24 protein-coding genes, 3 pseudogenes and 1 other annotated feature (1 of these 28 cut by a window edge) are annotated in these 25,965 nt (G+C 35.2%); of the genes and pseudogenes, 23 read left to right on the top strand and 4 right to left on the bottom strand.

What is annotated here, in order from left to right:
* Window positions 1–42 (top strand) — a binding site (T-box leader) (it extends 192 nt beyond the left edge of the window).
* 52 nt (window positions 43–94) lie between these two features.
* The 7 genes and pseudogenes from aroC to BR72_RS09495 all read left to right on the top strand — a co-directional run bounded on the left by aroC (window position 95) and on the right by BR72_RS09495 (window position 7,181).
* Window positions 95–1,267: a chorismate synthase gene (gene aroC / locus BR72_RS09525; RefSeq protein WP_035432348.1), complete on the top strand. Its 1,173-nt coding sequence runs from the start codon at window positions 95–97 to the stop codon at window positions 1,265–1,267.
* 14 nt (window positions 1,268–1,281) lie between these two features.
* The gene (gene hisC, locus BR72_RS09520; protein ID WP_035432346.1) at window positions 1,282–2,376 is read left to right on the top strand and encodes a histidinol-phosphate transaminase; all 1,095 of its coding nucleotides are present in this window, start codon (window positions 1,282–1,284) and stop codon (window positions 2,374–2,376) included.
* Window positions 2,369–3,469: a prephenate dehydrogenase gene (locus tag BR72_RS09515; RefSeq protein WP_035432343.1), complete on the top strand. Its 1,101-nt coding sequence runs from the start codon at window positions 2,369–2,371 to the stop codon at window positions 3,467–3,469. The genes hisC and BR72_RS09515 overlap by 8 nt, the downstream gene beginning before the upstream one ends.
* A gap of 17 nt (window positions 3,470–3,486) precedes the next feature.
* Window positions 3,487–4,779 carry a 3-phosphoshikimate 1-carboxyvinyltransferase gene (gene aroA / locus BR72_RS09510; RefSeq protein ID WP_035432341.1) on the top strand — a complete coding sequence of 431 codons (1,293 nt, stop codon included), beginning with the start codon at window positions 3,487–3,489 and terminating at the stop codon, window positions 4,777–4,779.
* Window positions 4,780–4,885: 106 nt separating this feature from the next.
* On the top strand, window positions 4,886–6,058 hold the full coding sequence (locus tag BR72_RS09505) for a GNAT family N-acetyltransferase (protein ID WP_035432340.1): 1,173 nt from the start codon (window positions 4,886–4,888) through the stop codon (window positions 6,056–6,058).
* 148 nt (window positions 6,059–6,206) lie between these two features.
* Window positions 6,207–6,536: pseudogene (locus tag BR72_RS09500) on the top strand (GNAT family N-acetyltransferase); the annotation flags it as partial.
* A 195-nt stretch (window positions 6,537–6,731) separates the two neighbouring features.
* Entirely contained in the window at window positions 6,732–7,181 is a 450-nt protein-coding gene (locus BR72_RS09495) for an Imm6 family immunity protein (RefSeq protein WP_035432338.1), read from the top strand.
* A gap of 44 nt (window positions 7,182–7,225) precedes the next feature.
* On the opposite strand, the pseudogene BR72_RS27640 reads toward BR72_RS09495, so the two are convergent.
* A pseudogene (locus BR72_RS27640) lies at window positions 7,226–7,369 on the bottom strand (IS3-like element ISBth8 family transposase); the annotation flags it as partial.
* Between the two features lie 109 nt (window positions 7,370–7,478).
* Complete coding sequence (locus tag BR72_RS09490) at window positions 7,479–7,832, bottom strand: nitrous oxide-stimulated promoter family protein (RefSeq protein WP_256217067.1); 354 nt, start codon at window positions 7,830–7,832, stop codon at window positions 7,479–7,481.
* A 591-nt stretch (window positions 7,833–8,423) separates the two neighbouring features.
* Between BR72_RS09490 and BR72_RS09485 the strand changes: the two genes are divergently transcribed.
* The 6 genes from BR72_RS09485 (at window position 8,424) to BR72_RS09460 (ending at window position 15,706) form a co-directional block, all read left to right on the top strand.
* A complete protein-coding gene (locus BR72_RS09485; protein ID WP_035432333.1) occupies window positions 8,424–9,632 on the top strand; it encodes an MFS transporter in 1,209 nt (402 codons plus the stop codon).
* A 106-nt stretch (window positions 9,633–9,738) separates the two neighbouring features.
* Window positions 9,739–10,581: an SDR family oxidoreductase gene (locus tag BR72_RS09480; protein WP_081904843.1), complete on the top strand. Its 843-nt coding sequence runs from the start codon at window positions 9,739–9,741 to the stop codon at window positions 10,579–10,581.
* A 637-nt stretch (window positions 10,582–11,218) separates the two neighbouring features.
* Window positions 11,219–12,847 (top strand): ABC-F family ATP-binding cassette domain-containing protein, encoded by a 1,629-nt coding sequence (locus BR72_RS09475; protein WP_035432329.1) that lies wholly within the window; start codon window positions 11,219–11,221, stop codon window positions 12,845–12,847.
* 136 nt (window positions 12,848–12,983) lie between these two features.
* Window positions 12,984–13,460 carry a YbaK/EbsC family protein gene (locus tag BR72_RS09470; RefSeq protein WP_035432327.1) on the top strand — a complete coding sequence of 159 codons (477 nt, stop codon included), beginning with the start codon at window positions 12,984–12,986 and terminating at the stop codon, window positions 13,458–13,460.
* Between the two features lie 134 nt (window positions 13,461–13,594).
* Window positions 13,595–14,776 carry an NAD(P)/FAD-dependent oxidoreductase gene (locus BR72_RS09465; RefSeq protein WP_035432325.1) on the top strand — a complete coding sequence of 394 codons (1,182 nt, stop codon included), beginning with the start codon at window positions 13,595–13,597 and terminating at the stop codon, window positions 14,774–14,776.
* 27 nt (window positions 14,777–14,803) lie between these two features.
* On the top strand, window positions 14,804–15,706 hold the full coding sequence (locus BR72_RS09460; RefSeq protein WP_035432323.1) for an RNA polymerase sigma-70 factor: 903 nt from the start codon (window positions 14,804–14,806) through the stop codon (window positions 15,704–15,706).
* Between the two features lie 52 nt (window positions 15,707–15,758).
* Here the strand turns inward: BR72_RS09460 and BR72_RS09455 are convergent, their stop codons facing one another.
* Window positions 15,759–16,586, bottom strand: a complete 828-nt coding sequence (locus tag BR72_RS09455; RefSeq protein ID WP_035432320.1) for a peptidoglycan-N-acetylglucosamine deacetylase — start codon at window positions 16,584–16,586, stop codon at window positions 15,759–15,761.
* Between the two features lie 298 nt (window positions 16,587–16,884).
* On the opposite strand from BR72_RS09455, the gene BR72_RS09450 reads away from it, so the two are divergent.
* Both BR72_RS09450 and BR72_RS27060 read left to right on the top strand, forming a co-directional pair.
* Window positions 16,885–17,733 (top strand): hypothetical protein, encoded by an 849-nt coding sequence (locus tag BR72_RS09450; protein ID WP_051957281.1) that lies wholly within the window; start codon window positions 16,885–16,887, stop codon window positions 17,731–17,733.
* A 350-nt stretch (window positions 17,734–18,083) separates the two neighbouring features.
* Window positions 18,084–18,182 (top strand): annotated as a pseudogene (locus BR72_RS27060) (hypothetical protein); the annotation flags it as partial.
* On the opposite strand, the gene arsB reads toward BR72_RS27060, so the two are convergent.
* Window positions 18,156–19,205 carry an ACR3 family arsenite efflux transporter gene (gene arsB, locus BR72_RS09445; protein WP_256217070.1) on the bottom strand — a complete coding sequence of 350 codons (1,050 nt, stop codon included), beginning with the start codon at window positions 19,203–19,205 and terminating at the stop codon, window positions 18,156–18,158. The pseudogene BR72_RS27060 and the gene arsB overlap by 27 nt on opposite strands.
* 271 nt (window positions 19,206–19,476) lie before the next feature.
* On the opposite strand from arsB, the gene BR72_RS09440 reads away from it, so the two are divergent.
* From BR72_RS09440 to BR72_RS09405, 8 genes are all read left to right on the top strand, one after another.
* On the top strand, window positions 19,477–19,806 hold the full coding sequence (locus BR72_RS09440) for an ArsR/SmtB family transcription factor (RefSeq protein ID WP_035432315.1): 330 nt from the start codon (window positions 19,477–19,479) through the stop codon (window positions 19,804–19,806).
* A gap of 25 nt (window positions 19,807–19,831) precedes the next feature.
* Entirely contained in the window at window positions 19,832–20,233 is a 402-nt protein-coding gene (gene arsC / locus BR72_RS09435) for an arsenate reductase (thioredoxin) (RefSeq protein ID WP_035432313.1), read from the top strand.
* Between the two features lie 56 nt (window positions 20,234–20,289).
* Window positions 20,290–20,649 carry an arsenite efflux transporter metallochaperone ArsD gene (arsD, locus tag BR72_RS09430; protein WP_035432312.1) on the top strand — a complete coding sequence of 120 codons (360 nt, stop codon included), beginning with the start codon at window positions 20,290–20,292 and terminating at the stop codon, window positions 20,647–20,649.
* A 19-nt stretch (window positions 20,650–20,668) separates the two neighbouring features.
* Window positions 20,669–22,435: an arsenical pump-driving ATPase gene (arsA, locus tag BR72_RS09425; protein ID WP_035432311.1), complete on the top strand. Its 1,767-nt coding sequence runs from the start codon at window positions 20,669–20,671 to the stop codon at window positions 22,433–22,435.
* Window positions 22,436–22,454: 19 nt separating this feature from the next.
* On the top strand, window positions 22,455–22,736 hold the full coding sequence (locus tag BR72_RS09420) for a HesB/IscA family protein (protein ID WP_035432310.1): 282 nt from the start codon (window positions 22,455–22,457) through the stop codon (window positions 22,734–22,736).
* Window positions 22,737–23,299: 563 nt separating this feature from the next.
* Window positions 23,300–24,283, top strand: coding sequence for an alpha/beta fold hydrolase domain-containing protein (locus BR72_RS09415; protein ID WP_035432309.1), 984 nt, complete (start codon window positions 23,300–23,302; stop codon window positions 24,281–24,283).
* Window positions 24,284–24,296: 13 nt separating this feature from the next.
* A complete protein-coding gene (locus BR72_RS09410) occupies window positions 24,297–24,968 on the top strand; it encodes a response regulator transcription factor (protein ID WP_035432308.1) in 672 nt (223 codons plus the stop codon).
* The gene (locus tag BR72_RS09405; protein WP_035432306.1) at window positions 24,965–25,963 is read left to right on the top strand and encodes a sensor histidine kinase; all 999 of its coding nucleotides are present in this window, start codon (window positions 24,965–24,967) and stop codon (window positions 25,961–25,963) included. The genes BR72_RS09410 and BR72_RS09405 overlap by 4 nt, the downstream gene beginning before the upstream one ends.
* Window positions 25,964–25,965 lie beyond the last annotated feature (2 nt).

Here is a 25,965-nt window from a genome sequence, read left to right as displayed (position 1 = left end):
TCTATAAATTAGGGTGGTACCGCGACTATCACTGCCCCTACTGAACGGAATCAGTAGGGGCTTTTTTTTACAAAATTGTAAAGGGGAAATAGAAATGAGATATATAACAGCTGGAGAATCACATGGTCCGCAGTTGACAGTTATTTTAGAAGGTGTTCCTGCAGGTCTTTCATTACATGCAGAAGATATAAATAAAGAGCTATTAAGACGCCAAAAGGGATATGGACGCGGGAGGCGTATGCAAATTGAAACAGATACTGTGGAAATTGTAAGCGGCGTACGACATGGCTATACCCTTGGTTCACCGATTACATTGGTTGTGAAAAATGATGATTTCAAACATTGGACAAAAGTCATGGGGGCACAGCCGATTTCTGAGCAAGAAAGTAAAGAAATGAAACGAACAATTACAAAACCACGTCCAGGGCATGCTGATTTAAACGGAGCAATTAAGTATGGTCATCGTGATATACGCAATGTATTAGAACGTTCTTCTGCAAGGGAGACAACTGTAAGAGTAGCCGCAGGAGCTGTTGCGAAAAAGATTTTAACAGAGTTAGGAGTAAATGTTGCAGGGTATGTCCTTGAAATTGGTGGTGTAAAAGCGAAGCAAGTTCTTGATAAATCATTAGAAGAGATGCAGCTGATTTCAGAATGTTCGCCTGTTCGCTGCTTAGATCAAGAAGCCGAGCAAGCAATGATGGAAGCAATTGATGCAGCGAAAAGTAGCGGAGATTCTATTGGTGGCATCGTTGAAGTGGTTGCGGAAGGAATGCCAATTGGTGTTGGCAGTTACGTTCATTATGACCGAAAATTAGATGCAAAGTTAGCAGCAGCTGTCATGAGTGTTAATGCATTTAAAGGCGCTGAAATCGGCATTGGTTTTGAAGCAGCTAGGCAACCAGGAAGTGCTGTACATGATGAAATTTTGTGGGATGAAGAAACGGGTTACACACGAAAAACGAATAACGCTGGTGGATTAGAAGGCGGAATGACAACAGGAATGCCGATTGTTATTAGAGGTGTTATGAAACCAATCCCTACATTATATAAACCACTTGCAAGTGTAGATATTGATACGAAGGAAGTGTTTCAAGCAAGTATTGAACGTTCTGATAGCTGTGCAGTACCAGCGGCAAGTGTAGTGGCAGAATCTGTTGTCGCTTGGGAACTCGCAACTGCGTTAGTAGAACAATTTGGGCAAGATCGTATGGAGCTTATTAAGCAAAATGTTGCTCAGCATAAAAAGTACGTGAATGAATTTTAAAAAGGAGGGTTTTTATGAAAGCAAAAGAGCAATTACAGGAGTTGCATCCATATACACCAGGTAAATCAGCAAAACAAATGCAAGCAGATTATGGTGTCCAGTCATTTGTCAAATTAGCTTCAAATGAAAATCCGTTTGGCTGTTCACCTCGTGTAATGGAAGGATTACGAAAAGAGTGGAATGAACATGCTTTATACCCGGACGGGGGATCGGTAGAACTTCGTGAAATGATTGCTGAGAAATTGCATGTTAAAACAGAGGAAGTTTTATGTGGAAGCGGTCTTGATGAAGTCATTCAAATTATTAGTCGCACAATGCTTTGCCAAGCTGATAATATTGTGACCGCCGGGGAAACATTTCCGCAATACCGTCATCACGCAGTAATTGAAGGGTGTGAGGTGAAGGAAGTTCCGCTTCAAAACGGGGTCTATAATTTAGATGAAATTGCGGCAGTCATGAATGAAAAAACAAAAATAGTTTGGATTTGTAATCCGAATAATCCAACAGGCACATATGTGAATGACCGAAAATTAAGTGAATTTATGAAGCAAGTTCAAAACGAAACAGTAGTTGTAATTGATGAAGCGTATTATGAATATGTCACAGCAAGTGACTTTCCAAATACTATCCCATTATTGAAAGAGCATGAGAACCTTTTGATCTTAAGAACATTTTCAAAGGCATACGGATTAGCGGCATTTCGAGTTGGTTATGCAATTGGAAATGAATCAATTATTGAGAAATTAAATGTTGTTCGTCTTCCGTTTAACGTGTCATCACTTGCGCAAAAAGCTGCAATACTTGCGTGGAATGATGAATCATTTTTACAAAGAACAATTCATGCAAACCGAGAAGGCTTGCAGCGATATGAACGCTTTTGTAAAGAAAATGAGGTTCCATTTTATTCATCTGAAACGAACTTTATCTTTATGCCGTTAGACAATGCACAGGAAATATACGAATTGTGTGCGCACGCTGGATATATCGTTCGTCCATTTTTAAATGGCGTTCGCATCACAATTGGTACAAGTGAACAAAATGAAGGGGTGATTACAGTGTTAACACAACACTTTAATAATAGTAGGTCTCGAGATGAGGCGCATGTGTAAAAAAGTCGTATTAATTGGGACAGGGTTAATTGGTGGTTCACTTGCTTTAGCAATAAAGCGAGAACACAATGTAATGATTACTGGTTATGACATTCAAAGTGAGCAAGTGGAACGTGCGAAACGATTGAATGTAATTGATGAGGCAGGAGTGAACTTGCAGACAATATGTGAAGAAGCACATTTGATCATTTTTGCATCTCCTGTTGAAGAAACAACTAAGCTAATAAAACAACTTGCTTCGTATCAATTACGTGAAGATGTCATCGTGACGGATGTTGGAAGTACAAAAGGAACAATTATGAAAGAAGCGGAAATATTGCTGCCAGGCGGTGTTACGTTTATTGGCGGACATCCGATGGCGGGATCTCATAAAACGGGAGTAGAAAGTGCAAAAGCGCATTTATTTGAAAATGCATATTACATTTTAACACCGATGCGTAATGTCCAGACAGAGAAGGTTGAACAATTAAAAGATTGGTTAAAAGGAACGCGTTCGCATTTTCTTGTGTTAAATACAGAGGAACATGATTATGTAACAGGTGTTGTTAGTCATTTTCCCCATTTAATTGCGGCAGGGTTAGTGAAGCAAGTGGAGAAGCATGCCGGAGAAAATCCGTTAATTCATATGTTAGCAGCTGGTGGTTTTAAAGACATTACCCGTATTGCTTCTAGTAGCCCCAAAATGTGGAGCGATATTGTAAGACAAAACCGTTCTCACTTATTGCAACTATTAGAGGAATGGATTACAGACATGAAGCAATTGCAGCATACAGTGGCAGAAGGGGATGGCGAAGTATTACACAATTACTTCGCAAAGGCGAAAGAATATCGTGATTCTATGCCTGTTCGCAAAAGTGGGGCGATTCCCGCTTATCATGATTTATACGTAGATGTTTTAGATAAAGTTGGTGCATTAGCACATATTACAAGCATACTTGCAAGGCACGAGATTAGTATTACAAACCTGCAAATACTAGAAGCACGTGAAGGATTACTTGGGGTGTTGCGTATTAGTTTTCAAACAGAAGAAGATCGGATGAAAGCAACGGAGTCTTTACAGGATGAACAGTATCAAACATTTGAAAATATATAAAGGAAGGTGTTATATATATGAAAATTGTCCAGCCAGCTAGAGAAGGGTTGCGAGGAACGATTGTTATTCCAGGCGATAAATCAATTTCACATCGTTCTGTCATATTTGGCGCAATCGCTCATGGAAAAACAACGATTAAGGGCTTTTTGCCAGGAGCAGACTGTTTAAGCACGATCTCTTGTTTTCGTGAGATGGGGGTATCGATCACGCAAAACGGAGATGAAGTAGAAGTGATTGGAAAAGGAATGGAAGGTTTACAAGAAGCGGAGAATGTACTGAATGTTGGGAATTCTGGTACGACGATTCGTTTATTACTTGGCATATTAGCGAATACAAACCTTCACTTATGCTTACAAGGTGATCATTCTATCGGAAAACGACCAATGAAACGAGTTACAAAACCGCTTAGCCTAATGGGTGCAACAATTGATGGACGAGAAGACGGTACATATACACCTTTAACGATACGAGGAGGTAATCTTCAAGCAATCGATTATCTTTCGCCTGTCGCAAGTGCACAGGTGAAATCTGCTATTTTATTAGCAGGTCTAAGAGCAAAAGGTGTAACAAGTGTTACAGAACCTTATGTATCAAGGGATCATACAGAACGAATGCTTCAAGCGTTTGGTGTCCAAGTGAAGAGAGAGGGAACAAAAGTTTCAATAGAAGGCGGACAACAGCTAACAGGAACGAACATTCATGTACCGGGAGATATTTCATCGGCTGCGTTTTTCTTAGTAGGTGGAGCGATTACTCCAAATAGTAAGCTTATACTGCAAAATGTTGGAATCAATCCAACAAGAACAGGAATTATTGATGTTCTAACAAAAATGGGAGCAAAATTAACAATTGAACAATGTGATAGAGATGCTGCGGAACCAGCTGCTAATCTTACAATTGAAACATCAAGGTTAAAAGGAATTGAGATTGGCGGCGATATGATTCCGAGATTAATTGATGAAATTCCAATTATCGCTCTTGCAGCAACGCAAGCAGATGGGATAACGATTATTAAAGATGCCCATGAGCTAAAGGTAAAGGAAACGAATCGAATTGATACAGTTGTAGAAGAACTAACAAAACTAGGGGCACGTATAGAAGCGACGGATGATGGGATGATTATTTATGGGAAAACACTACTGAAGGGGAATACTGTAAATAGTCATGGAGATCATCGAATTGGAATGATGCTTGCAATAGCTGGTTGTATTGCTGAGGGAGAGACATTGATTCAAGATGCGGAAGCAGTTGGCGTATCATATCCAAGGTTTTTTGAAGAGATTGAGAAATTGAGGTTAGAAACCCGATAGATTGCATAAAATCTATCGGGTTTTTTTGTGTGAATTTTGTATTTTTTGATTATTGTGTTATATTTTAATGTGCAGTTACGAAAGGCGCTAGAGGGGGAATGGGAGCATGGAAGTAATTCAATTAGTAGAAGAACAATACCGGGAAGCAATTCGAATATCTGAATATGCCTTTCAATATAAAGTAGCAGAAGATCAAATTGAAAATCGTCTTCAGCTTATGAAAAAATATCACCAAATTTTTGGGATATTAGAAGAAAAAGAACTTGCCGCAAAATTACACCTAATCCCGTTTGAAATATTTTTAGGTGAAGAAAAGTTCAAAATGGGCGGGATTGCAGGCGTGGCTACATACCCAGAATTTAGACGAAACGGTTATGTGAAAAAATTATTAACATATGTTTTAGAAACGATGAAACAAGACGGTTATAGCGTTTCCATGCTACATCCATTTTCTGTTTCTTTTTACAGGAAGTATGGATGGGAGCTGTTTGCGAATCGCCTTGTATGTTCATTAACAAAAGCAGATTTAATTATGAAAGAACACGTATCAGGAAGCATGAAACGATGTAAGAAGGACTCTCATTTGAAAGAGATTGAAATCGTATATGAGCAATTTGCAAAGAAATATTCTGGTATGTTAGTTCGAACTCGGGATATTTGGTTAAATTTTGTCTATGGTGATCTAAATGCAGCCGTTTATTATAATGAAGCAAATGAGCCGATGGGGTATATTTTGTATAAAGTAGAAAGCTCTAAGATGAAAGTAGAAGAATTTGTGCCATTAAACAGCGAAGCTAGAACTGGTTTATGGAATTTCATTTGCCAACATGATTCAATGATTCAAGAACTTGAGATGATTGTTCATGAAAAAGAACCATTGTTATTTTCACTACAAGAGCCGCGCATTAAAGCGGAAATAAAACCGTACTTTATGGTTAGAATCGTTGATGTTGAACGTTTTATTAAGCAATATCCATTTGCTTGGGAGAATAACGAAGAAGAGGTTATTTTACATATTTCTGATTCATTTGCACATTGGAATAATCAAACGGTAGTTTTACGAGAGAAAGAAGCAGTAATCGTAAATGAAGAGGATGCTTCAGTGTTTAAGGGGAAGGGAATACATGTAAACATCAATGCTCTGTCTACAGCACTGTTCGGTTATAAAAGCCCATGGGAATTATATCAAATTGGTAACATTTCAGGAACGGAAAAAGACATAAAACAATTTGGAAAATTGATTCCTTCCCCGCAACCATTTATTTATGATTTCTTTTAATTATTTATTGGGAAAGAACATAAAAAAAGCGCTATTTGAAAGTAGCGCTTTTTATGTTCATTAAAATGGCTCTATTCGTAAGAGTGTTACATTTAAAATAAACGAGGGGTAATCATTCAATGATTTTGAAAAGGAATGTCAATCTTTTTTAGAGAATGCCCTTAATAGTGATCAATGGTATATTTGGGTTGCGGAGGAAAATGGAAAAATTGTATCACACATATATATAACATTAATACAAAAAGTACCCCGCCCTGGTAGAATAACACATCCATTTGCTTATATGACAAACGTATTTACTATTAAAGAATATAGAAATAAAGGTATTGGAAGTAAGCTCCTTACAACAATAAATGAGTGGACGAAAGAAAATAGCTACGAATTTATCATTGTGTGGCCAAGTGATGATAGCATTAATTATTATAAGAAAAATGGGTACATCCATTGTACAGAACCTATGGAATATTTTCCTTCTTAAAGTAAAAAGGTGTATAAGTTCAAGAACAGAGTAAAAGTTAAATAACTATATTTTAAGTCCATCCTAAATTTAGAACGGGGTTATGCTTGGTTGAATTTTTAAAATAAAGGCTCTGTTAAGGGTGAATGTTGATATTCAAAACCTACCTGAAATATTATTAAACACATCATAAATAGAGAGAGGTGGAATAACAATATGAATTTAGTGGAGCAATATGATACGTTATTAACTAATGCAGAAAGTCTCTTACATGCCTATGAGGATATTGTAAAGAATAAAGAGTTGTACAAAGAAGGACAACGGGTAATTGGTATATGTAAAGAATGGATAACAAATAATGAAATTACTGCTGATGATATATACGAAACTGTAGATTCACAGGATGGATACGATATAGTTGAATTTGGTTACTTGAAGGGTATAACAGAGGAAGAATCGTATAAGTGGGCATTATTAACGAATATAGTGTGTGTATTATGTAGTCTCGCCTATCAAATGGAAAATCAAAAATATGTACCACAGGCTATCGAGTGCATTATAAATGAGAAAATAGAACGATTTGTAATATTTATTAACCAAAATATGGATGAATATGAGGGGATTAAAGAGTGCTTGAAGTATTTTAATGAAAACTTATGTTATTAATGCAGAATATAGCATACTATCAACATTGTTCTTTAACAAAGCCAAAAATTAATTAATCTCTTATCACTTTTTACTTCAAGTAATTCACGAATTTCTCGTAATGATCATCCTTCCTCTAACCGAAGACGAACTGCTTCTTGTTTTAATTCTTCTGTATATGTTTGAAATGTTTGTCCTTTTTTCGCCATAAAAAATCCCCTTTAGGTAAAACAGTACTGAGTCCACCATACCTGATGGACTCTTTTTTTACTGTCTACCTAAAGGGGATAATCCCAGTTAGACGACCCGCTTTTTCTTTTAGCTCTTTTTTCTTTTCGGTAAGTCAGGAGCCTTCTTCATTGTGTCAACAACATGCATGACCGCGAAATATGGATGTTTTAAAATCATTTTCGGTCCGCTCTTTTTCATAACATCCTTAACGAAATCTTTCATATCTGGTTTATAACAATGAATTTTGCAATTTTGACATGCTGGCTTCTTCTCTTGAAATGGACATTTTGATAAACGAAAATAAGCATATTCTTTTAACTTATGACATTCTTCACATATAGTATCTTGTTCATGTTCGTTTTTACAATACATATCAATCATAATGCTAATTGTTTTTTCTTCACGTTCAATTCGATTCATGACTAGTGCCTCCCGTTCCAAAGTCTCTCTGCTTTGATTGTAAGACTTTTTTAGAGGGTTTACATGAATATTTATTGACAGTTTTTCTAATGTTTATCTCTTTCCTACGAATTATTAATGGAGAATGTTCTTACCAATCATAACCAACAGCAAAAGTGAATGCATTAAGACATAAATACACATCTTTCTTTTTCTTACGAGCTTCGGATGCTTAAACCACTGGAACGATAAGCGTCCACTCGATTCTTCCACGCTATTGATTGATCTATTTTAGCTATAAAAAATCTCCTTTCCGTCTTGTACGTAAGGAGATTATGACATGGAACTGATTCAATTGGTAGGTGGGAACACTTTAACGCTTACTTTAGTTATGGCTAATATGTATATACCTATATTTATTAAGGAGTTTTACAATTTAGGTCTTTAAGAAGTGATATCAAATCTAGAATAGCCATTCAATTGTTTATCATTCATTTCTGAAAAGTGTTATGTATAAATCAAATAGCTTAGACTTTTGAATATTTGTATCAAACATCAAAAGTCTATTTATTTTTAATAATATTTATTTTATAATAATTTCAATTAAAATATATTTCTTATCTGGAGGTGAATATGAAAAATTATAGATTTTATTCGTTCTGGATCGCTCAAACAACCATCTCATTAGCTGATGTCGTATATATTATGGTCATTACAACTTTTATTTATCAGAAAACGGAATCCGTATTATTTGCTTCTTTATTTCCCTTTTTGAAGGCTCTTACAAGATTACTAGCTGGTTTGTCAGCACCGCTCATTCTACAAAATATTTCTACGTCAAAAGCACTTGTAAATTTGCAAATAACGAAGGGTATCTTGATTACTTTATTATTATTAGGGTTTACATTCTTAACTTCTCATACTTATATTTTATTCACTTACATAATGATACTTTCTTTTGTTGAAGGATGGGGGAATCCCTTGTTGAACTCTATCGTTCCCCAAATCGTTTTAAAAGAAGAACTTGTAAAAGTTAATAGCTTGTTTTCGATTTCCAATCAAGCGGTACAAATTGGTGGCTATACGCTGACAGGATTTTTTGTCGTAAAAATAGGATATACTCCTACTTTACTAATAACGACTATCTTGTTATGGATTTCTATCGTTTGTTTATACATAGCCATTCGCTCTCTGTACAATGAGATAAGAGAAAATGAAGGGGCATCTAAATGGACACTTATGAAGGAAGGTTGGATTCATATTTGGAGTAACTCAACCTTACGATTAGTTACATTAATGGATGTAATCGAAGGAATTGCAGGTCAAATTTGGGTTGGGGCGATTACATTGGTTTATGTAAAAGAAATACTCCACAAAGGAGAACAATGGTGGGGCTATATAAATGCTAGTTATTATATCGGTACAATTGCAGGAGGACTTATAACGATATACCTAGCGAAAAAGATTCAAAAAAATCTTATAATCAGTATGGCAGCTGGCTCTTTTTTATTCAGCGTTCTTACTTTATTATATGGGCTGAGTAGTATACCTGTCTTATCACTGATACTCTGCATTGCGATGGGACCAGCATATCAAATACGGGATGTAGCACAGCAAACTGCATTTCAAACAAACATAGATGTGCCATTACTTCCGAAAGTATATGCTTCTCGCGACGTTCTATTGTCAACGGTTTCGAGTATTTCTATTTTTATAGTCGGAGTTATAGCTGAATATTTAGGTATTAGAATGGTGTATATATTTGGCGCTGTACTTATCTGTATCTCGGCAGGATTGTCTTTTGTTTTATTTCAAGCAAAAAATACGGATTTACAATGTTAAAAATCCTAATTTACGCCCTCACTTCCTCTATTTAATTTTTTAAAAAGGATATATTTCCCTGAATATCAAAATAAATTATAGAAAAATGCCGAGAGGGGTGTATGTCATGGGTTTTCCGCCTCAACAACAAAGTAAACCTGGCATTGAATCATTAATGATCCCCAGACCTATATTTGATAACCCAAATTACAAACCAGCCGGTAAGCTTATAAATAAGGTAGCGCTTATAACTGGTGGGGATAGCGGAATTGGAAGAGCTGTCGCTGTAGCCTTCGCGAAAGAGGGTGCGGACATTGTAATTTCATACCTAAATGAACACAGTGATGCAAAAGAAACAGAGTTCTATGTCAAAAAGTATGGTCGTAGTTGTATTAGCATTCCAGGTGATATTGGGTATGAGCAGCATTGCCAACAAGTTGTAATGCGAACGATTCAGCAATTTGGTCGTATTGATATTTTGGTTAATAATGCTGGTGTACTATACATAAGGAATAGTCTACTTGATGTAGATTCAAATCAACGGGCAAGCACCTTTCACACAAATGTTTTTTCACAGTTTATTTTAACGAAAGCTGCTTTACCGTACATGAATTCAGGGAGCTCCATAATAAATACAACATCCCTTAGTGCCTATGATGGAGATCAAGATGCAATTGACTACGCAGCATCTAAAGGAGCCGTTGTTTCATTTACACGTTCTTTGTCATTGTCACTGGCTTCGCAAGGGATTCGAGTTAATGGTGTTGCCCCAGGACCAATTTGGACTCCATTAATTCCATCTTCCTTACCCCCAGAATGGCTTGCCACATTTGGAGACCATGTACCTATGAAGCGAGCTGGCCAACCGTTTGAAGTAGCACCCGCTTATGTATTCTTGGCATCTGATGATGCATCTTACATATCAGGACAAATTCTGCACGTGAATGGTGGAGAATTTGTAAACAGTTAAATACTTACAAAGCTAATAGAGCCATTTTATATTTCATAAATGACTCCATAATAGTATAAAGATCCGGTATTTTTTTATAGAGTATCGGAATTTTAGATTGTCTATGGAAGAATTAAATGTTCTTGAAGACTTGGTAGTAGCTGAGGGGTTCTGTTGAAAAGTTCGTTAAAGAATAGATCAATTCAGCTAAATGCATCTCATTTTATGCGATTGTTACTAAATACTATAATTCATCGTACGTCGAAAAACCGATATCTGAGCTCGGCATGTGTCAATCGTGAGGGGAGTTATAGCGATTAGCTTAAACAATGGTGTCCGTGGTGACGCGAAATCTGAAGGAAGTCAGCGGTAAATCTCCGGTCTGAGGAACATGAACTTCATATAAGGATAGGTATCATTTGGGGAGATTGCAACACAAATCAAAGTCTTTACATAATCTATAGATTATTAAGTTTGTTATGGTGATAAATAGAGAAGAAATGAAATGTTAGGATATAATTAACAAACTTTCCTTGCTCTATGTATGTTTGCTACTATATAATGGCTATATCCTAAAATACGTGAGTCGTAAGATATAGGTTAAGAGTGTTTTAGATAAAATTCGTTAAAAAACAGCGGTATTAATAGGAGGAACTAAATGATTACAGTAAGTAACGTAAGTTTACGTTTTGCAGATCGTAAGCTTTTTGATGATGTTAACATAAAATTTACACCAGGTAACTGTTATGGTTTAATCGGAGCAAATGGTGCTGGTAAGTCTACATTTTTAAAAATTTTATCTGGTGAAATTGATCCATCAACTGGAGATGTGCATATTACACCAGGTGAGCGTTTAGCTGTTTTAAAACAGAACCACTTTGAATATGAAGAATTCCCAGTATTAGAAACAGTAATTATGGGACACACACGTCTTTATGCAGTAATGCAAGAAAAGAATGCGATTTACATGAAAGAAGATTTCAGCGATGAAGACGGTATGCGCGCAGCTGAGCTAGAAGGTGAATTTGCTGAGTTAAACGGTTGGGAAGCAGAATCAGAAGCTGCAATTCTTCTAAAAGGACTAGGCATCGGTGAAGACCTTCATGCGAAAAAAATGTCTGAGTTAACAGGGGCGGAGAAAGTAAAAGTATTACTTGCACAAGCACTATTTGGTCAACCGGATATTTTATTACTAGATGAGCCTACGAACCATTTAGACTTAAAAGCAATTCAATGGTTAGAAAACTTCTTAATGAACTTTGAAAATACAGTAATCGTTGTATCCCATGACCGTCACTTCTTAAATAAAGTGTGTACGCATATGGCGGATCTTGATTTTGGTAAAATTCAACTTTATGTTGGTAACTATGATTTCTGGTATGAATCTAGTCAATTAGCGTTAAAATTAACACAAGATGCGAATAAGAAAAAAGAAGAGAAAGTAAAAGAGTTACAAAACTTTATTGCTCGTTTCAGCTCGAACGCTTCAAAAGCGAAACAAGCTACTTCTCGTAAAAAATTATTAGACAAAATTACATTAGATGATATTAGACCATCTTCTCGTCGTTATCCGTTCGTTGGCTTTACACCAGAGCGTGAAGTAGGGAATGATTTGTTATCAGTGGAAGGTCTTTCTAAAACAATTGATGGTGAAAAAGTATTAGATAACGTGTACTTCACTGTTAATAAAGGTGATAAAATTGCATTTGTTGGTCGTAATGAAATTGCAATTACAACTTTATTTAAAATTTTATCAGGTGAGATGGAGCCAGATAGCGGTTCATTTAAATGGGGCGTTACAACATCTCAGGCGTACTTCCCAAGAGATAACTCTGAGTACTTCGATAATAGCGAGATGAATTTAGTTGAATGGTTACGTCAATTCTCACCACAAGATGAGTCTGAAAGCTTCTTACGCGGATTCTTAGGCCGTATGCTGTTCTCTGGTGAAGAAGTAAAGAAAAACGTTTCTGTTCTTTCTGGAGGAGAGAAAGTACGCTGTATGCTTTCTAAAATGATGTTAAGCGGTGCAAACGTATTATCATTTGATGATCCAACGAACCACTTAGACCTTGAGTCTATTACAGCATTAAACAATGGTTTAATGGCGTTTAAAGGAACAATCTTATTCACTTCACATGACCATCAGTTTATTGAAACAATCGCAAATCGTATTATTGAAGTAACACCAAGCGGTTTAGTTGATAAACAATCGACATATGATGAGTATTTAGAAAACGTTGAGCTTCAAAAGCAAGTAGAAGCTATGTATAAAGAAGCTAAATAAATTTAACATCCCCTTTATATAGGGGATGTTTTTTTGTTTCATAAAAAGGTGTTTGTTGATGCCGAATAAGAGGAGTCCTTGCGCTCTAGGAAGAATAGATAGTAAATATTTTAGAAAATAGAAGGGAATGAAATCAATGAAAGCTTTAAAAGAGAGCGCGCAGCGAGTACAAAATAAATTATTAGAACTAGGATATACGAATCAAGTAATCGAATTACCAGAGAATGCACGAACTGCTCAAGAGGCAGCAGAGGCAATTGGCTGTAAAGTAGCGCAAATTGGTAAATCGATTATTTTTAGACTTGAAACTTCCGATAGACCACTGTTAATTGTTGCTAGTGGAATAAATCGGATTAATGAAAAGAAAATCGTGAACGAATTACATGAAAAATTAAAAAAGGCTGATGCTGATTTTGTACGTGAACATACTGGATTTGTAATCGGAGGTGTTCCGTCATTAGGACATGCAGAGCCAATTATTACACTTATTGATGAAGATCTCTTGCAGTATGATGTGATTTGGGTTGCTGCGGGGCATCCGAAAGCAATATTTCGTCTGACACCTGAGGAACTAGTACAAATGACAAAGGGTCAAGTAGTTTGTGTAAAATAAATAATTAAAATGAAATGTATAAAAAACTACCTGTTTCTATATTCACTGAAGGAGCAGGTAGTTTTTTGATTTTCCCTTTCAATATGTCACAAATGAAGATCTTAAATCGTTTTAAGGGGAAAGGGGGAATTAAGATGAAACATATTATTATTTTAGGCGGAGGATTTGCTGGTATTAATTTATTAAACGGGTTAAAAAAAGAATTACGTTCTTCACTTGGAAAAGAAGTGAAAATCACGTTAATTGATAAAAACTCGTTTCATTTTCGGAAGGTCTTATTGTTTAAGTCAGTTGTTGAAGCTGCAGATTTAAAAGTTCCATTAAAAAGGTATTGTACAGATGGAATGGAATGTATAAAAGGGGAAGCGATAGCGTGTAATCATTCTGAAAAAGAAATAGAGGTAAAATTAGAAGATGAAAGAATAAGAACCGTGCAATATGATTACCTTGTATTTGCTTTAGGGAGTGTCATTCAAGAAATTCCCAGTACGTTAGGTGGTACAACATTAAGTAGTGTGCAGACTGCTGCAACAGTAAGACAAAAATTGCTTTCGTTAATTCAATTAGCAAAAATGGAAGAAAACAAAGAGGTTAGACGAGAACTATTGCGCGTTGCTATTGTTGGTGGAGGGATTACTGGTATTGAGACTTCTGCAGAAATATGTGTTTGGTTTAAAGAAGAAGTTCAAAAGGCAGACCTTAATCCAGCTGAGGTAGAAGTCATTTTGTTTGATTCAAAAGAACATTTATTACGAGGTGTTCCAGTAAAAGTAAGTGAACGATTAACAGATGAACTTAAAAAGATCGGAATAAAATGCATCTGTAAAACGAAAGTAATGAAATTTGAAAATGGTCAATTACTGTGTACAAACGGAACAACATATGCAGCGGGTGAGTGTGTTTGGACACCAGGTGTGAAAGTGAATCCTATCATTCAATCATTTCAGCTTCCGTTATCAAATGAGAACCAAATATTAGTCACTAATACGTACAGTATAGAAGGACATTCACATATATATGCAATTGGAGATTGTGCAAGGATTGTTGACAAAAAAACGAATCAAGTAGATGGAATGACGTGTAAAGAAGCGATTCCGCAGGCGACGAGGTTGAGTAAAATTTTAAAGAATGAGATACATGGAATATGTAACTCTGTCACTCACAAAGCGTACCCGGTAAAATTATATTGTATAAGTCTTGGACCTCATAATGGCTTCGTTTGGATTCAAAAATGGGGACTGGACTTTATTTTATCAGGGAAAATGGGTGCTCGTATTCGAGAAAGAACATGGGATCAAGCTAGTTTGCTTGTCTAACTGAAATAGAAAGTGAGGACTATTTATATGGAAAACGCTGAACTTAGTCAATTATATACCGATTATAAACCGCTCCTTTTCTCACTTGCTTATAAAATGACGGGCAGTATTGCGGATGCAGAAGATATTATTCAAGATGTGTTTATAAAGTTGAATGAATATGAAATGAAGCACAGCTTAAACATAAAAGCATTTCTGTGTAAATTGGTTACGAATCGTTGCTTAGACTTATTGAAATCTTCAAAGAAAAAAAGAGAACTTTATGTTGGAACATGGCTACCAGAACCAATTGCAGTAATAGAAACAGATCCATTACAGGAAATAATGATGAAAAATGATATGTCATATGCTTTGCTTGTATTATTTGAGCAATTGAATCCTATAGAAAGAGCTGTTTTTATACTCCGTGAAATTTTGGAATATGACTATGAAACGATTGCTGAAATTGTGCAAAAAAAAGAAGCAAATTGCCGTAAAATCTTAAGTAGAATAAAAAAGGCGCTTCCAGAACTTGAAAAGAAAATTGCGGTCGAAAGTGTAAAAGAAGATCATGAACAAGTCATCGCATGTTTTATAAACGCTATTCAAAAGGGAAATACAAATCAGTTGATGGAAATTCTTTGGGAAGATATCACTTATTATGCAGATGGCGGCGGCAAAGTAACCGCTGCAGCTAAACCTATTTATGGTGCAGTGCGTGTAAAACAACTTCTTACTACGTTAGCAACAAAATTTCTTACGAATCAAGAAGAATACTTTATGTTGCAAACAGAAGTAAATGGTTGTCCTGGAATTGTAATTAGAAATCGTACAGGAATACAAGCTATAATGAGTTTTGAATTTGAAGGGGTTAAAATTAAATCTATTTATATTATTTTAAATCCTGATAAGTTACAACATTTCCATATTAATATAGATCTAGCGGATTAAAAACGCGTTAGAAAAGGGCTGATTCTTATAAGAATCAGCCCTTTTATTCATGTTAAATTCGTTTATCATGCCAGAAGTTTAAGTCGAAATGTTCGTTTTCATTATAACTTTCAAACTCATAGCCCTTATCTTTTAGCCCTTTAATAATAGCAGACACGGCAGAAACAGATTGTGGGTGAATATCATGTAGCAAGATTACCTCTCTGTTTGTTTTTGCACCTGCAATTACATTTTCTACAATTTTAGCAGAAGCAGCATCCACTGGCATTTTATTATATTTCCAATCTAAAGAATCGATCGTCCAGTCCCATACGCGCAAATCATTTTCAGCGACTTGATTTCGCAATGCTTCATTGAGTCCTGGCATGGAACCATACGGTGGACGAGTTAATTTTGGAGATTGTCCAATAATATTAGAAATTAATTTTTGATCTTCTTTCATTTCGTTCACATAACCGCCTTGCTTGTACAGCTTCGTGTAATCATGTGACATACTATGCATGCCGACATAGTGACCTTCTGCTAATTCGCGTTTTACTAAATTTGGATATTCTTTAACGTTTGAGCCAATAAGGAAAAAAGTAGCTTTTGCACCATTTTGCTTTAGTGTATCCAATAGTTGAGCTGTGTATTTTCCAGGTCCATCGTCAAAAGTAAGATATGCTACTTTTCTAACTTGACCATTGTATTGTTGAGGGGTCTCTTTTGGAGCTAATGCAGTTTGTATTTCACTTACTAGTTGAACAGTTTGTGAAGAATCCTCTGTACTAGCTTTTACAATGTGATTTGACCCGATAGATGCTCCGCATATGCATGAAATTCCTACACACATAATAAGAGATCTTTTAAATAAAGTTACGAGTGATGATTTGTTACGCATAAATGTCCTTCTTTCTGTATCTAATAATTCCATTCTCTTTCATTCTATTATATTAGGAATTTTATGTATAGTACTGAAAAAATATATTTACAAGTAAACAATGTTTTTTGAACTCAATGTAAGATTTTTGGGATTTCGTTTATGAAAGGTGTAATGAAATCATACATTTTAAAGACATATGCTTTTAGGATGGAGTGGAATTATGAAGGGCTTTCATTTAAAGGATAAGAAATTCGCTTTTTTTCAACGATTTATACAAAGGAAGAACTTAAATACATGTGAAATTATTATGGGGGCCATGTTTCAAAAACAAAAATATAAAGTAGGAAACGGGCAAAGTGATGATAGAGAAGAGAATTTAGAAAAGTACTTTCGGCCGTCATGCTTTCCCGTTCTGAATAAACGATTTAACTATCAATTTTTTGATTCCTTCATTGATAAACAATACTATCAAATCGTTCTTCCACCGTCGCTTATGAATTCACCGGAAAATACAATTATAAATTATTTCAGTGTTTTACGAGAAGCTGAAAATCTTACGAAATATAAAAAGGGAGGTTGCGGGAGTGTTGGACTATCAAAAATTCCGTATCCAATCGCTTATAACTTTTTCACAAGTCAATATCAAAAAAGAGTTTCCTATAAGAGTTATTTTCGTTCATTCGAAGGAATTGGACATATCAATTTAATAAAACTAGCACCGTTACATCGAGATAAAAAATATCCAAAGGCAAGCCGTTATTTCTTTGAAATTGAAACAATTGAAGGTTCAGCTAAAGGGATTACTTATTTCGCTTATTATTACGGTTATATTTATATTGAAAAGGAAGGTAAATCATACAAAATTGCCGATATTGACCTATATGGTGAGGACTTTTTATGTGCTGCTTATCATCTTTGGCAACATAATGCAGAGGCGGTTGTTGATATCATGTTCGGAAATTGGTGTGAACTTGTAAAGGAACGACTTCCAACAAAACAAGAAGACTATACGAAACAAATTGATGTGATTGGAACTGATGGGAACAAATATCGCTTTGTATTTTTTCAACTAACAAATGACACAGATATTTTGGCCGCGCAATATAAAAAGGATACGAAAGGACAATGGGAGTTTATTGAAATCGATCCTGAAAAATGTTTATAAATCAATTTATATAAATGTAAGTTAAAAAAATTGACATCCAACCTTTTTAGAGGGGACGAGCCCCTATGATACATAAGGTTTATCCTTTCGTTATTAAATAAGAAAATTCTAACCTTTTCACTCTCGGTGTAAGGGGGAATCATATTTGGGGGGGCGGAGTTGAGGTGAATCGATGAAAGAGGATATTTCCAAATTTAATAGAGATTTTCAGATAAATTATGCGTGCTGAAGGAGTGAGGTGGATATAGCACATTATATTAGTAACAAGGTTATCTAACGGTGATAATATAAAATTTTTCTTTTTGTGTAGCTGTTATCATACTTGTTATATTATTCATTTCACAAGACGTTTGATAATTAAAGAAACACAGGGTACTTGGAGTTATTATGATTTAAATGATACTGAAGTAAATAGCCTGTTGTTACTCTTTGATTACAGTAGTATTTGAAAATTTCTTTTGTAGTTTCAATGCAACATTAACAAGTGCAATTAAAACAGGCACTTCTACTAATGGACCGATCACTGCTGCAAAAGCTGCTCCTGAATGAATACCAAATACCCCAACTGCAACAGCGATAGCTAATTCAAAGTTATTACTTGCTGCTGTGAATGATAAAGAAGTTGCAACAGGGTAACTTGTTCCCATTTTCTTAGATAAGAAGAACGAAACAAAGAACATTAAGATAAAGTAAATAAGTAATGGAATTGCAATTCGTACAACATCCATTGGTAGCTGAACAATCATTTCGCCTTTAATAGAGAACATCACAATGATTGTAAAAAGTAATGCAATTAACGTTAATGGACTAATACGAGGAACGATTGTTGACTCATACCATTCACGTCCTTTTGTTTTTACAAAAGTAAGTCGTGTTAACATACCTGCAACAAAAGGAATTCCGAGATAAATACCCACGCTTTTTGCGATTTCCCCCATTGAAATATCTACAACAAAGCTCTCCATACCTAGCCATTTCGGTAATACTGTGACGAATACATATGTGTATACAGAGTACAGTAAGATTTGAAAAATAGAATTAAAGGCAACAAGACCTGCAGTGTATTCACGGTCACCTTGTGCGAGATCATTCCATACGACAACCATGGCAATACAACGAGCTAAACCAATCATGATTAAACCCACCATATATTCTGGATAATCTTGTAGAAAAACGATTGCTAATACGAACATTAAAATTGGTCCAATGACCCAGTTTTGAAATAAAGATAATAATAGCACTTTCCAGCCTTTAAATACGCGCCACATTTCCTCGTAGCGAACTTTTGCTAGTGGTGGATACATCATAATAATGAGTCCTATGGCAATGGGAATAGACGTTGTTCCTACTTGTAAAGAGTTTAGATGATCAACAAAATTAGGTGATACATAGCCAATGAATACACCTAATGCCATAGCTAGGAATATCCACAACGTTAAATAGCGGTCTAGAAAAGATAAGTTTTTACTGATTTTCTCCACTTTCTTCTCCTCCTTGATATATATTATCGTTCATTTATATAAGTATACACTTATATTAGCGTTTGGTTATATATTTTTCAAGTGTTTTGAATGAAAGAGGATTTTTTGAAAAAAATAAGTGTAATTTCTTATTGGAAAACGGATGTACAATCTGCAGGAGAAAAGAGGATTCTGTTTATATTTTTTTGTTTTATGAGTATTTTTTAGTTGAACATATAAGTGAATGCTTATATACTTATTATTAAGAATAGGAGGTTGAGATATGCAAAAAACAATATTAGAAATGGAAAAGGTATCAAGTATCCTGAAATTGCTAGGAGATAAAACGCGATTAGCGATGATGCGAATGGTATATGAACAAGAATATTGTGTTTGTAACTTTGTAGATATATTTAAAATGAGTCAACCTTCTATTAGTCAGCATGTACGCAAGCTAAAGGATGCAGGGCTTGTAACAGAAGAAAGACGTGGACAATGGATTTATTACTCCATGAATACAGAAAGTGAATACTATGAATTGGTTCAAGATGTGATTCGTCATGTAGACCTACCTGAAGGTGCAATTACTTGTGATGATAACTGCTGTAACTAAAAGATATAATAGGAGATGAACAGACATGACAAAGAAAACAATCTATTTCTTGTGTACAGGTAACTCTTGTCGTAGCCAGATAGCTGAAGGGTTTGGGGAAAAGTATTTGGGTGATACATGGAATGTTTACTCTGCAGGGATTGAAGCACATGGCGTGAATCCAAATGCAATTAAAGCAATGAATGAAGTAAATATTGATATTATAGGTCAAACATCAGATATCATCGACCTTGACATTTTAAATAAAGCAGACTTTGTTGTGACATTATGTGGACATGCGAGAGACATATGCCCGACAATTCCTCCACATGTGAAACATGAACATTGGGGATTTGATGATCCAGCAGGGCAAGATTGGTCAGTGTTTCAACGTGTGCGTGATGAGATTGGTGCACGCATTAAGAAATTTGCGGAAACAGGTGAGTAATCAAAAACATAGCCGAGAAGAAGTTCTCGGCTTCTTGTATATAGGGGGAAAAGAAAATGAAAAAAATTGAAATTTATGATCCGGCAATGTGTTGTTCAACAGGTGTTTGTGGACCAAGTGTAGACCCAGAATTAATTCGAGTGTCTGTGGCTGTTAACAATTTAAAAAATAAAGGATTTGATATCACACGCTATAATTTAGCAAGTGAACCAGATGCGTTTGCATCAAATGAAATCATTAGTAAATTGTTAATGGAAAAAGGTCCTGAAGTGCTTCCTGTTACTCTTGTTGATGGTGAAGTGGTAAAAGAAAAAGAATACTTATCAAATGATGAATTTGTTGCATTAACAGGATTAACAGAAGAAGAGTTAAGTCAAAAGCCTCGTGTACGTTTAGGATTAAACGTGAAAAAGTAAAGAGAAAGAAGGAATAGACATGACTCGTTTATATAATCCACAGACAATGGAATTTACACCATTTCTATTCTTTACGGGAAAAGGTGGTGTGGGAAAAACATCAACTGCATGTGCAACCGCAATCACATTAGCTGATAAAGGAAAGCGTGTATTGCTTGTAAGTACAGACCCAGCATCGAATTTACAAGATGTGTTTGGTATGGAACTAACGAATCAACCAGTAGAAAGTCAAAGTGTAAATAATTTATTCGTAGCTAATTTAGACCCTGAAACAGCAGCAATCCAGTATAAAGAACGGGTTGTAGGACCTTATCGTGAAAAACTTCCAGAAGCGGTTATTAATCAAATGGAAGAACAGCTTTCAGGGGCATGTACGGTTGAAATTGCAGCATTCGATGAGTTTTCATCTTTATTAACAAATAAAGAACTAACAAAACAGTACGATCATATTATTTTTGATACAGCACCAACAGGACATACGTTGCGCCTTCTTCAACTTCCAACAGCATGGAGTGGATTCTTAGAAGAAAGTACACATGGTGCTTCTTGTCTTGGGCCACTTGCTGGATTAAGTGAGAAGAAAAAACTGTATGAAGAAACAGTTGCCAAACTGTCTAGTGGAGAACAAACAACATTAGTGTTAGTAACACGTCCGGACATATCTCCATTACAAGAAGCTGCAAGGGCTTCAAAAGAACTTGGGGAAATTGGGGTACAGAATCAAGTACTACTTATCAATGGGATGATGCAAAATCATGTGAAAGGGGATGAAGTATCTCAAGCTTTTTATGAGAGACAAACGAAGGCATTAGAACAAATGCCAAATGAGTTAAAGCGGGTTCCAACTTATGATGTTCCTTTAGCTTCGTTTAATCTTACTGGTATTGAAAATCTTCGCAAGCTATTTATGAATAATGCTATAACCGATATAGTGTTATTAGAATCCGAAGATATGAAAACAGCGCCTTTAAAAGAGTTGATTGAGGATATACACAAAACTGGTCAACGTGTTATTTTCACGATGGGGAAAGGTGGCGTGGGAAAAACGACTGTCGCATCTGCTATTGCGGTTGGTCTAGTTGAAAAAGGACACAAGGTACATTTAACTACTACTGATCCAGCAGCACACTTGGATTATGTCATGCACCATGAATCTTTACATGGAAACCTATGGGTAAGCCGTATTGATCCAAAAATTGAAGTGGAAAATTACCGAGAAGAAATTCTAAATCAATCAAGTGAGTTGTTAGATGAGGAAGGATTAGCATATTTGGAAGAGGATTTACGGTCTCCTTGTACAGAAGAAATTGCGATCTTTCGTGCGTTTGCCGATATTGTAGAAAAGGCAAGTAATGAAATTGTAGTCATTGATACAGCACCAACGGGACATACATTATTATTGCTTGATGCAGCACATTCGTATCATAAAGAAATTGAGCGTTCAGCTGGCGAAGTTCCAGTTTCCGTAAAACAATTATTACCACGTCTTCGCAATCCAAAAGAAACAGGTGTTGTGATTGTAACATTAGCAGAAGCTACACCAGTGTTTGAAGCAAGTCGTTTGCAAGAGGATTTAAAACGAGCAAATATCACACCAACCTGGTGGGTCGTTAATCAAAGTTTATATGCAACGCATACGAAAGACCCTATTTTATATGGCAGAGCGATGTCAGAAATAGAATGGATGCGTGAAGTAGAAAAAAGATCGAATGGACAATATGTAGTGATTCCTTGGAAAGCACAAGATCTTGTTGGATATAACAAATTAAAACATTTAACCGTTTAAAAGTAGAGGAGATAATATCATGATTATTACAGATGGAGCAAAAGCATATATTGAAGAGGTTATGAAAGCACATGGTGTGTCTACATTACGTTTTTCATTTGAAGGTGCTGGATGTTGTGGACCAAGTTGGGGAATGTCATTAGCTATGGTAGAAGAAGACGACATTGTACAAACAGTTAATGGACTAGAGGTTGCAATAGATAAAAAGGTTTTAGATGTAGTAGATAAGCTTACTCTTGATTTTGAAGGGGAAGGCGAAGAAGTGGGATTAGTCTTCCATGGAGGAGAAAGCTGCTGTTAAAGATAGAAAAAAGGTCTCCTTAAACGGGGCTGTTGACAAAAAAAAGGGGGGGCGCTTTGCGTTGCCTCTTTTTGTCAACAGCCCATTATCGACAGGTTCTCTTTTTCTATGTGATTTTATCCCGCATTAACGGGCAGTAATACTCCCACCTCAAAATTCGACGAAAGCATTGTCCAGCCCTAGCGGCTAGAATCTCCGGTCGTTTCGCCCCCTCGGACGAGGCAAAAAGCGCCTCTCTGTCAGGGGCTCCAACGTCCTGCGATTCTGAACGAGCCGCTTCCGCTTTTCTTAAGAAGTTAGGTGGGAGATAAACTGCCCGTAAAAGCCCGATTGGTTCAACTAATAATCAGTGGGGGATGAAGACCCCCCCACTGATTAAAGTTTCACTTTATCCATTTTTATGAAAGTTATTTATTTAAAAGAATAAAATAAATTGTCACGGTATAAGGGTGAATAACCTAAAGAAAGTTTTGTCTCGGTGAAGGAGTAGTAATGGTATAAAAATTTATTAGAAATTTATTTTTATCTCGTATCCTTTCAATATAGCTTGAAAGGAGAATTCTATGAGAAAATTGTTTAAAGTATTAAAAAATATATTTGTTGCGTTCATTGCGGTTGTTTTACTTGTTTCAGTATCAGTATGTATATACCATAACTACCAATTAAGCAAGGAAGCAGCGTTAATTAAAAGTAAGGGAACGTTAGTTCATTTTAATAACAAAAAAATGAACGTATATAATGAGGGAAGCGGTGAGGATACATATGTATTTATGTCTGGTGCTGGGATAGCTGCTCCGGTTTATGAATTGAAAAGTTTGTATAGCAAATTTTCAAAAGAGAACAAAATAGCTGTCGTAGAAAGAGCGGGTTATGGTTACAGCGATGCTTTTGAAGATAACAGAGATATTGATGTAATATTAGAACAGACTAGGAAAGCACTTATTCAAAGTGGAAATAAGCCACCATATATATTAATGCCACACTCTTTATCAGGCCTAGAGGCTATCTACTGGGCACAAAAATATCCGAATGAGATAAAGGGAATCATAGCTTTAGATATTGGCCTGCCGCAGCAGTATGCAACATATAAACGAAGTCTAGTTGATACACTAAAAGTAAAAGGAATAAATATTTTTACAAAAATAGGATTGCATAGATTGGTACCATCTTTAGCTTATAATCCTGAAGTCATTCGACAGTCTTTTTTAACTGAACAGGAAAAAGAGGTATATAAAGCACTAGCATTTAAACAATTCTTTAATGATGATATGGAGCAAGAGCTTTTACAGGTATATGAAAATGGAAAGAAATCAATTCATCTACCGTTCCCAAAAGAAACACCGATCTTGTTTATAGACGCGGTTGCTGAACAATATAAAAACTCGAAAATTACAAAACAGAAGAATAAAGATTATAAGCATTTTGCTAAACAACTCTCAAATTCAGAAGTTAGAACAATTAATGGTACACATAGTATTTATTTATACGAACCAGATGAAATCTACAATCTTACAATGGAGTTTATGAATAAGAAAGATAAAAAATGAAGGGTTTTACGTGATGAAAGGATATAACATTTTAATTGTTGAAGATGACTTGGTGATTGGTGATTTATTGCAAAAAATTTTGCAACGTGAAGGGTACAATGTATGTTGGAAGAAAGAAGGAAAAGATATTACTGAAATCATCCATGAGATAGATTTAGTCATAATGGATATTATGTTGCCAGGTGAAGATGGCTATCAAATTACAAAGAAAATAAAAAGTCTCGGGTTAAATATTCCAGTTATCTTTCTATCTGCTCGAAGTGATATGGATAGCAAACTCCAAGGTTTGACAATTGGGGAGGATTATATGGTAAAGCCTTTTGATCCTAGAGAGCTGTTACTAAGAATGCAGAAAATGCTAGATAATCAATATGGTACGTTTACGCAAATTAAACATTTATTTATAGATACAGAACATAAAAAGGTTTTTAATACTAACTTACATAATGAAATCGCTTTTACTATGATTGAGCGTAAAATATTTTTCTATTTATATGAAAATAGGGATAGAATTTTAACGAAAGAACATTTCTTTGATTATTTATGGCAACTGGAAGACAGAAATCCCAATATTGTGAATGTACACATTAAAAAAATTAGAACGAAGATTCATGATCAAACCGGTGAAATTATTCAAAATATATATGGAGAAGGGTATCGACTAAATACCTATATGAAAAAATGAAATTAAAGAAGAAATACCAGTTATTATTATTTTCCGCTATAATTAGCGTGCCAATGTTATTGCTACTGATTAGTGTGCTTATGTCAGTAATTTATGATAGTGTCTTTAAGGCGAAGAATAAGTACATTCCTTTCCATGAATCATTTGCATATCCTACAATGCTAGTTATCTTTTTTGTATCACTATTATTGTTAGCCTTTTTATTTTCGAAAACAATTAACTCGCTATTAAATAAAATAAATATATTAAATAAGACAATTCGACATTTAGCTAGCGATAAAAAGGTTCCAAATACATTAGATGTGGAAAGTGAAGATGAAATAGGAGAATTAATTAAATCAGTAAATTTATTAATTGAAAGAACTACATATCGGGAATTAGAACTGAAACAGCAAGAGGAAATGAAAAAGGAACTTTTAAATAAATTAAGGCATGATATTAATACACCTTTAACAGCTATGAGATTACAATTGTTTTATTTAGAAGATCAATATAATGGCCAAAAACAAGTACTAGAATCATTATATCAACAAATACAGTATATAGCTGAATTAACAAATGAATTGAAATTACAATCTACAGATGCATTAGAGAATTCTTATATTGTAAATGATGATGTGAATATACATAATATATTAGAAACGATGGTTAAAAAATGGAGTTATCTGTATAGTATGCATGATATCGAATTAGTATATAATCCAATACAGAAAGATTTGATATGGACTAGCAACGATTTGTGGCTTCAAAGATTATTTGATAACATTTTTCAGAATACATTACAACACTCAAAAGCTAAAAAACTTGTGGTAACGATTGAAAATAGTGTTGTTTCTATTAGGGATAATGGAATTGGTTTTGATATGAATGGTCAAAGTACGGGACTTGGATTAAAAATAATTGAGGATATATCTAGACTGCTCAATATCAAATATACTTTACAGTCAGATAAAGATGGGACTATATTTTGTTTTACCACAATGAAAAAAATATAAAG

The organism is Bacillus sp. UNC322MFChir4.1, from assembly GCF_000746135.1.
In the GTDB taxonomy this organism is placed as follows: domain Bacteria; phylum Bacillota; class Bacilli; order Bacillales; family Bacillaceae_G; genus Bacillus_A.
This window is presented reverse-complemented; position numbering and strand designations above follow the sequence as displayed.

Excerpts from the sequence above, each read along its gene's own strand:
- BR72_RS09470 (WP_035432327.1), top strand. The coding sequence starts at position 12,984 with ATGAAAGCTTTAAAAGAGAGCGCGCAGCGAGTACAAAATAAATTATTA.
- BR72_RS09450 (WP_051957281.1), top strand. The coding sequence starts at position 16,885 with ATGTTTCAAAAACAAAAATATAAAGTAGGAAACGGGCAAAGTGATGAT.
- BR72_RS09475 (WP_035432329.1), top strand. The coding sequence starts at position 11,219 with ATGATTACAGTAAGTAACGTAAGTTTACGTTTTGCAGATCGTAAGCTT.
- BR72_RS09405 (WP_035432306.1), top strand. The coding sequence starts at position 24,965 with ATGAAATTAAAGAAGAAATACCAGTTATTATTATTTTCCGCTATAATT.
- BR72_RS09415 (WP_035432309.1), top strand. The coding sequence starts at position 23,300 with ATGAGAAAATTGTTTAAAGTATTAAAAAATATATTTGTTGCGTTCATT.
- BR72_RS09420 (WP_035432310.1), top strand. The coding sequence starts at position 22,455 with ATGATTATTACAGATGGAGCAAAAGCATATATTGAAGAGGTTATGAAA.
- arsA (WP_035432311.1), top strand. The coding sequence starts at position 20,669 with ATGACTCGTTTATATAATCCACAGACAATGGAATTTACACCATTTCTA.
- aroA (WP_035432341.1), top strand. The coding sequence starts at position 3,487 with ATGAAAATTGTCCAGCCAGCTAGAGAAGGGTTGCGAGGAACGATTGTT.
- arsD (WP_035432312.1), top strand. The coding sequence starts at position 20,290 with ATGAAAAAAATTGAAATTTATGATCCGGCAATGTGTTGTTCAACAGGT.
- BR72_RS09495 (WP_035432338.1), top strand. The coding sequence starts at position 6,732 with ATGAATTTAGTGGAGCAATATGATACGTTATTAACTAATGCAGAAAGT.
- hisC (WP_035432346.1), top strand. The coding sequence starts at position 1,282 with ATGAAAGCAAAAGAGCAATTACAGGAGTTGCATCCATATACACCAGGT.
- BR72_RS09465 (WP_035432325.1), top strand. The coding sequence starts at position 13,595 with ATGAAACATATTATTATTTTAGGCGGAGGATTTGCTGGTATTAATTTA.
- BR72_RS09485 (WP_035432333.1), top strand. The coding sequence starts at position 8,424 with ATGAAAAATTATAGATTTTATTCGTTCTGGATCGCTCAAACAACCATC.
- BR72_RS09455 (WP_035432320.1), bottom strand. The coding sequence starts at position 16,586 with ATGCGTAACAAATCATCACTCGTAACTTTATTTAAAAGATCTCTTATT.
- aroC (WP_035432348.1), top strand. The coding sequence starts at position 95 with ATGAGATATATAACAGCTGGAGAATCACATGGTCCGCAGTTGACAGTT.
- BR72_RS09480 (WP_081904843.1), top strand. The coding sequence starts at position 9,739 with ATGGGTTTTCCGCCTCAACAACAAAGTAAACCTGGCATTGAATCATTA.
- BR72_RS09410 (WP_035432308.1), top strand. The coding sequence starts at position 24,297 with ATGAAAGGATATAACATTTTAATTGTTGAAGATGACTTGGTGATTGGT.
- BR72_RS09515 (WP_035432343.1), top strand. The coding sequence starts at position 2,369 with ATGTGTAAAAAAGTCGTATTAATTGGGACAGGGTTAATTGGTGGTTCA.
- BR72_RS09505 (WP_035432340.1), top strand. The coding sequence starts at position 4,886 with ATGGAAGTAATTCAATTAGTAGAAGAACAATACCGGGAAGCAATTCGA.
- arsC (WP_035432313.1), top strand. The coding sequence starts at position 19,832 with ATGACAAAGAAAACAATCTATTTCTTGTGTACAGGTAACTCTTGTCGT.
- BR72_RS09460 (WP_035432323.1), top strand. The coding sequence starts at position 14,804 with ATGGAAAACGCTGAACTTAGTCAATTATATACCGATTATAAACCGCTC.
- BR72_RS09440 (WP_035432315.1), top strand. The coding sequence starts at position 19,477 with ATGCAAAAAACAATATTAGAAATGGAAAAGGTATCAAGTATCCTGAAA.